The sequence below is a fragment of the Kitasatospora cystarginea genome (assembly GCF_039533515.1).
GTDB lineage: Bacteria > Actinomycetota > Actinomycetes > Streptomycetales > Streptomycetaceae > Kitasatospora > Kitasatospora cystarginea.
The window spans coordinates 40,080-49,508 of record NZ_BAAATR010000053.1 but is presented as its reverse complement, the minus strand read 5'-3'; the positions used below and the strand labels follow the sequence as shown (position 1 = coordinate 49,508).

Sequence of the window (9,429 nt, the reverse complement as noted above, 5' to 3'; positions counted from 1 at the left end):
CCTGGCCGCCGCACAGTCGGTCCAGAGCCGTCGCCGGCCTTGTCCGGACTGCGACCCGTCTCCGGTAGTTCCAACACGCCTGGCCAGGTTCCACCTATCGTGTCCCGGCTCAAGTCACTCACCGTGGCGACGTCGAGGGGCCGCCAACTATCGGTTCCAATCGCCAGCTACCGGTTCCAGTCACACAAGTCAGCTTCGGGTCAAGCGAGTTGCCCGGCAACAAAACAAGCATGCATGCTTGCTTTATTGCCCGCCCGCTGCCAGGCTGCTGCCCGTTGGTGCGACGGTGCGAGACACGCGGCGGCAGGGGAGACTTGCGGTGTTGCGGATCGGCAATGCGTCAGGCTTCTACGGAGACAGGTTCTCCGCCTTCAGGGAGATGCTCACCGGCGGTGGGCTGGACGTGCTCACCGGGGACTACCTGGCCGAACTGACCATGCTGATCCTCGCCCGGGACCGGCTGCGGGATCCGCAACTCGGTTATGCCAGGACGTTTCTGCGGCAGATGGAGGAGTGTCTCGGGCTGGCGCACCAGACGGGGGTGCGGATCGTGGTCAACGCGGGCGGTCTCAACCCGGGCCGACTGGCGGACGCGCTGCGCGAGTTGGCCCAGAAACAGGGAATTCCGCTGCGGGTGGGACAGGTCGTCGGCGACGATCTGCTGCCCAGGGCCGCCGAGTTGGGGCTGCCGGACGGCCTGCTGGCCGCCAATGCCTACCTCGGCGCGTACGGGATCGCCGAGTGCCTGCGCGGCGGTGCGGACCTGGTGGTGACCGGCCGGGTCACCGATGCCGCGCTGGTGGCCGGACCGGCCGTCGCGCACTTCGGCTGGGGCCCGCAGGAGCTGGACGCCCTCGCCGGGGCGGTCGTGGCCGGCCACGTCCTGGAGTGCGGAGCCCAGGCCACCGGTGGCAACTACGCGTTCTTCCAGGAGCACGACGTGCGTCGCCCCGGGTTCCCGATCGCCGAGATCGAGGCGGACGGCAGCAGCGTCATCACCAAGCACCTCGACACCGGCGGCGCCGTCACCGTGGAGACCGTCACAGCCCAGCTGCTGTACGAGACCGGCGGGGCGCGCTACGCGGGACCGGACGTCACCGCACGGCTGGACACCGTACGGCTGAGCCAGGACGGACCCGACCGGGTCAGGATCAGCGGTGTGCGCGGCGAGGAGCCGCCGCCCACCGTGAAGGTCGGGCTGAACCGGCTGGGCGGCTGGCTGGGCGAGGTGGTCTTCGTCCTCACCGGGTTGGACATCGAGGCCAAGGCGGCCCTGCTGCGGGAGCAGCTGGAGCAGGCGCTGGATCCGCGCCCGGCCGAGCTGCGCTGGACCTTGGTCCGGACAGACCATGCCGACGCCGGTACCGAGGAGACCGCCTCCGCCCTGCTGCGGCTCACCGTGCGGGACGGTGACCAGCGTCCGGTCGGGCGCGCTCTGAGCAGCGCGGCGGTGGAACTGGGCCTGGCCAGCTACCCCGGATTCCACCTCACCGCCCCACCTGGCCCCGGGACTCCGTACGGGGTGTTCGAGGCCGTCCACCTGGACGCCGGGGCGGTCGCCCATTTGGCCGTGCTGCCGGAAGGGCGCAGCGTTCCGGTGCCGCCGCCGACCGCGACCCGGGAACTCCGGCCCCTCGAACAGCCGTCGCTGCCACCGCCGCCCATGCCGGGCCCGACCCGCCGGGCGCCGCTCGGGCTGCTGGTCGGCGCCCGCAGCGGTGACAAGGGCGGGGACGCCAACCTCGGTGTCTGGGCCCGCAGTGAGCCGGGCTGGCGCTGGCTCGCGCACACCCTGACCGTCGACCTGCTGCGTCGGCTGCTGCCCGAGACGGCGGCGTTGACCGTCACCCGGCACCTGCTGCCCAACCTGCGCGCGGTCAACTTCACCATCGAGGGCCTGCTCGGTGAGGGCGTCGCGGCGCAGTCCCGGTTCGACCCGCAGGCGAAGGCGCTGGGGGAGTGGCTGCGCGCCCGCCACCTCGACCTTCCGGAGGAACTGCTGTGACCGTCCTGACCACCCGGCTGGATCCGGCCGGGCCCGAGTACACGGCCAACCGGGACGCGATGCTCGCCAAACTGGCCGAGCTCGACACCGAGCACGCCAAGGCGCTGGCCGGCGGCGGGCCCAAGTACGTGGCACGGCACCGCAGCCGGGGAAAGTTGCTGCCGCGCGAGCGGATCGAGCTGCTGATCGACCCGGACTCGCCCTTCCTGGAACTCTCCCCGCTCGCCGCCTGGGGCAGCGACCACCCGGTCGGCGCGGCGCTGGTCACCGGTATCGGCGTCATCGAGGGCACCGAGTGCGTCATCACCGCCAACGACCCGACCGTGCGCGGCGGCGCCAGCAACCCGTGGACGCTGCGAAAGGCCCTGCGCGCCAACGAGATCGCCCTGCACAACCGGCTGCCGCTGGTGAACCTGGTCGAGTCCGGCGGTGCCGACCTGCCCAGCCAGAAGGAGATCTTCATCCCGGGTGGTGCGCTCTTCCGCGACCTGACCCGGCTCTCGGCGGCCGGAATCCCCACCGTGGCGGTGGTGTTCGGCAACTCAACCGCCGGAGGCGCGTACGTGCCCGGCATGTCGGACCACACGGTGATGGTCAAGGAGCGGGCCAAGGTCTTCCTCGGCGGCCCGCCGCTGGTGAAGATGGCCACCGGTGAGGAGGCCGACGACGAGTCGCTGGGCGGCGCCGAGATGCACGCCCGCACCTCCGGGCTGGCCGACCACTTCGCGCTGGACGAGCCCGACGCGCTGCGGACCGCCCGCCGGATCGTCCGCCGCCTGCACTGGCGCAAGGCCGGACCCGGCCCACGACTGGACGCGCCGCCACCCAGGTACGACGAGGAGGAGCTGCTCGGCATCGTCCCTGGTGACCTCAAGGTCCCCTTCGACCCGCGCGAGGTGATCGCCCGGATCGCCGACGGCTCCGACTTCGACGAGTTCAAGCCGCTCTACGGCCCGAGCCTGGCCACCGGCTGGGCCACCCTGCACGGCTACCCCGTAGGCATCCTGGCCAATGCGCAGGGCGTGCTGTTCAGCGCCGAGTCCCAGAAGGCCGCCCAGTTCATCCAGCTGGCCAACCAGCGCGACATCCCGTTGCTCTTCCTGCACAACACCACCGGCTACATGGTCGGCCAGGCGTACGAGCAGGGCGGCATCATCAAGCACGGCGCGATGATGATCAACGCGGTCTCCAACAGCAAGGTCCCGCACCTGTCGGTGCTGATGGGCGCCTCGTACGGGGCAGGGCACTACGGAATGTGCGGACGGGCCTACGACCCGCGCTTCCTGTTCGCCTGGCCGAGCGCCAAGTCGGCGGTGATGGGACCGCAGCAACTCGCCGGCGTGCTCTCGATCGTCGCCCGGCAGTCGGCGGCGGCCAAGGGGCAGCCGTACGACGAGGACGCCGACGCCGCGATCCGGGCCATGGTGGAGCAGCAGATCGAGGCCGAGTCACTGCCGGTCTTCCTGTCCGGACGGCTCTACGACGACGGCGTGATCGACCCGCGCGACACCCGAACCGTGCTCGGGCTCTGTCTCTCCGCGATCCACAGCGGCCCCGTCGAGGGCACGCGTGGCTACGGCGTCTTCCGGATGTGAGGGCTGACTCATGATCAACTCCCTGCTGGTGGCCAACCGGGGCGAGATCGCCCGCCGGATCCTGAGGACCTGCCGTGAACTCGGCATCGCCACCGTCGCCGTCCACTCCGACCCGGATGCGGACGCTCCGCACGTCCGCGAGGCCGACACCGCCGTACGGCTGCCCGGAGCCGCACCCGCCGACACCTATCTGCGCGCCGACCTGGTCATCGAGGCGGCGCTGGCCGCCGGGGCGGACGCCGTCCACCCCGGGTACGGGTTCCTGTCCGAGAACGCCGAGTTCGCGCGCGCCGTCCAGGCCGCCGGGCTGACTTGGATCGGCCCCTCACCCGAGGCGATCGCCGCGATGGGCTCCAAGACCGAGGCCAAACGGCTGATGGCGGCGGCCGGGGTCCCCGTGCTGACCGTCGCCGCCGAACCCACCGAGGACGATCTGCCGCTGCTGGTCAAGGCGGCGGCCGGTGGTGGCGGACGCGGTATGCGGATCGTCCGGCGGCTCGCCGACCTGCCGGACGCGCTGGCCTCGGCCCGAGCCGAGGCGGCGAAGGCCTTCGGTGTGGCCGAGGTCTTCTGCGAGCCGTACCTGCCGACCGGGCGCCATGTCGAAGTCCAGCTGCTGGCCGACCACTTCGGCACGGTCTGGGCCCTGGGCGAACGGGACTGCTCACTGCAGCGCCGCCACCAGAAGGTGATCGAGGAGGCCCCGGCACCGGGCCTGTCGCAGCGGGTCCGGGCCGAACTCCACACCGCCGCCGTCGATGCCGCCCGAGCCATCGGCTACACCGGCGCCGGGACGGCCGAGTTCCTGCTGGCGCCCGACGGCCGGATCTTCTTCCTGGAGATGAACACCCGCCTCCAAGTCGAGCACCCCGTCACCGAGTGCGTCACCGGCCTCGACCTGGTCGCGCTGCAACTGCGCATCGCCGAAGGCGAGGCACTGCCCGCCGAGCCGCCCGCGATCCGGGGCCACGCGATCGAGGCGCGGCTCTACGCCGAGGATCCCGAGCGCGACTGGCAGCCGCAGACCGGCACCCTGCACCTGCTCCAGCTCCCGGACGCACCGGCCGAGTTCACCACCGGGACCGGGGACACGGGGCTGCGCCTGGACTCGGCGACCGCCGGGCCCGCGGTCATCGGCGTCCACTACGACGCCATGCTCGCCAAGGTGATCGCCTGGGCCCCGACCCGGGCCACCGCCGCCCGCCGACTGGCCGACGCGCTCAGCCGCGCCCGCATCCACGGGCTGACCACCAACCGCGAGCTGCTGGTCGCCGCGCTGCGCCACCCGGCCTTCCTGGACGGCCGGCTGCACACCGGGTTCCTCGCGGAACACGCCGCCGAGCTCGCCCCCGGTCCGCAGAAGCACACCCCGCTGGCCGCGCTCGCCGCCGCCCTCGCGGACGCCGCCGCCCGCCCCGGCGCCTTCCCGTCCGGCTGGCGCAACCTGCCCTCGCAACCCCAGCTCAAGCGCTACCGCGGGCCGGACGGCACCGAGTACGAGGTCCGCTACCGCCACACCCGCACCGGCCTGCAGGCCGAGGATCACCCCGATGCCCAACTGCTCGCCGCGACCCCCGAACACGTCACCCTCCGCACCGGCGGCCTGACCCGCACCTTCGAGATCGCCGTCCACGAGGACACCGTCCACCTCGACTCACCACTCGGCGCGCTCACCCTCACCGCACTCCCGCGCCACCCCGAGCCCGCCGTCCACACCGACCCCGGCGCACTGCTCGCCCCCATGCCGGGCACCGTGGTCCGGATCGCCGTCACCGTCGGTGAGCAGGTCGAGGCCGGCCGGCCGCTGCTCTGGCTGGAGGCGATGAAGATGGAACACCGGGTCTGCGCGCCGGCCGACGGGCTGCTCACCGAACTCCGCGTCACCCCGGGCCAACAGGTCGAACTGGGAACCCTGCTGGCCGTCGTCCAGCCCTGACTAGGCGTCAGGCACTCGCTGGGTGCACGACGCCACGGCCGGTTCCCCGGGCTGAATCGTCCATGCGAAGACCGCTCACGGAAGAGGACCACACCCATGTCCGTGTTCACCGAATCCCCCGAGCGCCAGGCCCTGCGCCGCGCCGTCTTTGAGCTCGGCCGCCGCTACGGCGCCGGGTACTTCCAGGCCAAGGCCCGGGCCGGGCAGCCCACTCACGAACTCTGGTCGGAGGCTGGCAAGTTGGGCTACCTCGGAGTCAACATACCGGCCGAGTACGGCGGTGGCGGCGCCGGCATCAGCGAACTGGCCATCGTCCTGGAGGAACTGGGCGCCGCCGGAACGCCGTTGCTGATGCTGGTGGTCTCACCGGCCATCTGCGGCACGGTGATCGCCCGGTTCGGCACCGATCAGCAGAAACAGCAGTGGCTCCCCGGACTCGCTGACGGAAGCCGCCGGATGGCCTTCGGCATCACCGAGCCGGACGCCGGCTCCAACTCCCACCGGATCGGCACCATCGCCCGCCGCGACGGCGCCGACTGGCTGCTCTCCGGTCGGAAGGTCTTCATCTCCGGCATCGACCACTCCGACGCCGTCCTGTTCGTCGGCCGTACCGAGGACGCCACCACCGGCAAGCTGAAGCCCGCCCTGTTCATCGTGCCCCGCGACACCCCGGGCTTCGAGTACCGGCCCATCCCTATGGAACTCGTCACCGCAGAGAAGCAGTTCCAGGTCTTCCTGGACGACGTCCGGCTGCCCGCCGAGGCACTGGTCGGGGACGAGAACGCCGGGCTGATGCAGCTGTTCGCCGGCCTCAACCCCGAACGCATCATGACCGCCGCCTTCACCCTCGGCCTCGCCCGCCAGGCGCTCGGCTCCGCCGTGGAGTACGCGCGCACCCGCACCGTCTGGGACACCCCGATCGGCGCGCATCAGGGGATCGCCCATCCGCTCGCCCAGTGCGCCATCGAGGTGGAACTCGCCCGGCTGATGATGCAGAAGGCCGCCGACCTCTACGACAGCGGTGACGACGTGGCGGCGGGCGAGGCCGCCAACATGGCCAAGTACGCGGCGGGTGAGGCCGCCTGTCGCGCGGTCGACCAGGCCGTGCAGACCCTCGGCGGCAACGGGCTCACCCAGGAGTACGGCCTGGCCGCCCTGATCGCGGCCACCAGGGTCGCCCGGGTGGCGCCGGTCAGCCGGGAGATGGTGCTCAACTTCGTGGCCCAGCACACCCTGGGCCTGCCCAAGTCGTACTGACCGGTCGGCCCCGCCGGGTACGCGCTCTGTTCCCGGCGGCTGCCGTTGGCCACCCTGGGGTAGCGAGTACTCGTACCGATCCCGCCGAACCGGAGGCACGTATGGCGTTTCGCAGCGACCGTCCCGACATCGCCCCTCTCGAACTGCCGATCCACGACGCGGTACTGGCCACCGCGGAGCGGCACGCCGAGATCCCCGCACTCGTCGACGGCGTCACCGGAGAGTCCGTCAGCTACGCCCAACTCGACACCGGGAGTCGGCGGGTGGCGGCCGGACTGGCCGAGGCCGGTGTCCGCAAGGGCGATGTGGTCGCGCTGTACAGTCCCAACACCATCGCCTACCCCGTCGCGCTGTACGCGGCCACCAGGGCCGGGGCGACCGTCACCACCGTCAGTTCGCTGGCCACCGTCAAGGAGCTCACCGGCCAGCTGCGCGACAGCCGGGCCCGCTGGATCGTCACCGTCTCACCCTTCCTCGCGGCCGCCGCCGAAGCCGCCGGCGTCCTCGCCCAGGAGGGGCAGCCGATCCAGGAGATCTTCGTCTGCGACCGGGCCGAAGGCCACCGCTCACTCACCGACCTGCTCGCCTCCACCGCTCCCGAACCGCAGCCGCGGATCGACCCGGCCACCGACATCGCCGTGCTGCCGTACTCCAGCGGCACCACCGGACTGCCCAAGGGCGTGATGCTCAGCCACCGCAGCGTCTCCAGCAACCTGTTCCAGACCGAGTCGATGCGCCGCACGGAACCGGGTGAACGCATCCTGGCGGTCCTGCCCTTCTTCCACATCTACGGCTTCACTGCCCTGCTCAACCAGCCGCTGCGCAGCGGCTCCACCGTCGTGGTGCTGCCCCGCTTCGATCTCGAACAGTTCCTGCGCACCATCCAGGAGCAGCGGATCGAGGGTGTGTTCGCCGCACCGCCGATGATCCTGGCGCTCGCCAAGCACCCGCTGGTCGAGCAGTACGACCTCTCCTCGGTCCGCTACGTCCTCAGCGCAGCCGCCCCGCTGGACGCCGACCTCGCCGAGGCCTGCGCCCGCCGGCTCGGCCTGCCGCGCATCCACCAGGGCTACGGGATGACCGAACTCTCGCCGGTCGCCGCCGTGATGACGCCGGACGACCCGAATCCGCCGTGCGGCACGGTCGGCAAGCTGGTGCCCTCCACCGAACTGCGGGTGAGGGCCCTGGACGGCTCCGGCAAGGACCTCGGCGTCGGTGAGCGGGGCGAGCTGCTGTTCCGCGGGCCGCAGGTGATGCGCGGGTACTTCGCCCGGCCGTCCGAGACCGACGCGATGATCGACGAGGACGGCTGGCTGCACACCGGCGACGTCGGCTGTCTGGACGAGCGCGGCTACCTCTTCGTGGTGGACCGGGTGAAGGAACTGATCAAGTACAAGGGGTACCAGGTGGCCCCCGCCGAGCTGGAGGCGCTGCTGCTGGCGCACCCGCAGATCGTCGACGCCGCGGTGGTCGGCGTCAGGGGCGAGGACGGGGAGGAGCGGCCCAAGGCGTACGTGGTGCGGACGCCGGGCAGCGCGCTCACGGGTGAGGAGGTCATCGAGTACGTGGCCGGGCAGGTGGCCCCGTACAAGAAGGTCAGGGCGGTGGAGTTCCTGGACGCGGTACCCAAGTCGGTGTCGGGGAAGATCCTCCGCCGCGAGCTGCGCGACCGTGCGCGGCAGACCCGGTAGCGCACCCCGCACCGCCGGGTGGTGCGGGGAGCGCGCGACGGGATGGGCACCCGGACGCCTCCCGAGCAGCCGCACGGCACCCCCGCAGGGGCCGGCCGTGCGGTACCCCGCGCCCCCGGGGCGCCTGGCTGATCGCCCGACCGGGGTGAAAGGATCAGCCGCAACCGACGGACCGTCACCCGAAAGCAGCCATGAGCCTCCACTCCGCCGCCTCCCGCGCCCCGCAGCAGACCCGCAGTCGTGCCACCCGCCGCAGGTTGCTGGAGGCGGCTGTGGAGTGCCTGGCCGAGCTCGGCTGGAACGGGTCCACCGTCGCGGTGGTGGCCGAGCGGGCCGGGGTGACCAGGGGAGCGGCCCAGCACCACTTCCCGACCAGGGAGGACCTGTTCACCGCGGCCGTCGAACACGTCACCGCCGAGCGGCTGGCCGCGGTGCGGGCCCACGCCGACGAGCTGCCGCCCGCCGGGCCGGCCAGGACGGAGGCGGTGGTGGAGATGATCGTCCGCCTCTACACCGGCCCGCTGTTCCGGGCCGCCCTCCACCTCTGGGCGGCGGCGGCCACCGAGGAGCCGCTGCGCGAGCGGATCATCGCGCTGGAGAACCACGTCGGACGGGAGTCCCACCGCGCCGCGGTCGAGTTCCTCGGGGCCGACGAGTCCACCCCGGGCGTCCGGGAGACCGTCCAGGCCACCCTGGACATGGCCCGCGGTCTGGGCCTCGCCAACCTGCTCACCGACGACGGCCCCCGCCGTACCGGGGTCATCCGCCAGTGGGCCCGCACCCTCGACGCGGTGCTGCCGTAGGCCGCACAGCCGGAGCACGACGCACGCTCTGCCGGGCCGGAGCAGGCGGGTTCGGCTGACCCCGGGCAGGCGCCCGTCCGGCCCTGCGGTTGAGTCGCCGGGCGGCCCGGCGCCGTGCAGTCTGGTGTGAGCCGGATTGCCC

Annotated in this window: 6 protein-coding genes; all 6 read left to right on the top strand. The window is 72.2% G+C overall.

From position 1 onward, the window contains the following. The first annotated feature begins 319 nt into the window (after nt 1-319). The 6 genes from ABD369_RS35865 to ABD369_RS35840 all read left to right on the top strand — a co-directional run bounded on the left by ABD369_RS35865 (nt 320) and on the right by ABD369_RS35840 (nt 9,287). Entirely contained in the window at nt 320-2,005 is a 1,686-nt protein-coding gene (locus tag ABD369_RS35865; protein ID WP_344640832.1) for an acyclic terpene utilization AtuA family protein, read from the top strand. Continuing rightward, entirely contained in the window at nt 2,002-3,600 is a 1,599-nt protein-coding gene (locus ABD369_RS35860) for an acyl-CoA carboxylase subunit beta (protein WP_344640831.1), read from the top strand. Before ABD369_RS35865 ends, ABD369_RS35860 begins: the two co-directional genes overlap by 4 nt. Before the next feature lie 10 nt (nt 3,601-3,610). Beyond that, nucleotides 3,611-5,536, top strand: a complete 1,926-nt coding sequence (locus ABD369_RS35855; RefSeq protein WP_344640830.1) for an ATP-binding protein — start codon at nt 3,611-3,613, stop codon at nt 5,534-5,536. Nucleotides 5,537-5,632: 96 nt separating this feature from the next. Further along, the gene (locus tag ABD369_RS35850; protein ID WP_344640829.1) at nt 5,633-6,793 is read left to right on the top strand and encodes an acyl-CoA dehydrogenase family protein; all 1,161 of its coding nucleotides are present in this window, start codon (nt 5,633-5,635) and stop codon (nt 6,791-6,793) included. Between the two features lie 101 nt (nt 6,794-6,894). Beyond that, a complete protein-coding gene (locus ABD369_RS35845; RefSeq protein ID WP_344640828.1) occupies nt 6,895-8,484 on the top strand; it encodes an AMP-binding protein in 1,590 nt (529 codons plus the stop codon). A gap of 191 nt (nt 8,485-8,675) precedes the next feature. Continuing rightward, nucleotides 8,676-9,287, top strand: coding sequence for a TetR/AcrR family transcriptional regulator (locus ABD369_RS35840; protein ID WP_344640827.1), 612 nt, complete (start codon nt 8,676-8,678; stop codon nt 9,285-9,287). Nucleotides 9,288-9,429: the final 142 nt, after the last annotated feature.

Excerpts from the sequence above, each read along its gene's own strand:
- ABD369_RS35840 (WP_344640827.1), top strand. The coding sequence starts at position 8,676 with ATGAGCCTCCACTCCGCCGCCTCCCGCGCCCCGCAGCAGACCCGCAGT.
- ABD369_RS35850 (WP_344640829.1), top strand. The coding sequence starts at position 5,633 with ATGTCCGTGTTCACCGAATCCCCCGAGCGCCAGGCCCTGCGCCGCGCC.
- ABD369_RS35855 (WP_344640830.1), top strand. The coding sequence starts at position 3,611 with ATGATCAACTCCCTGCTGGTGGCCAACCGGGGCGAGATCGCCCGCCGG.
- ABD369_RS35845 (WP_344640828.1), top strand. The coding sequence starts at position 6,895 with ATGGCGTTTCGCAGCGACCGTCCCGACATCGCCCCTCTCGAACTGCCG.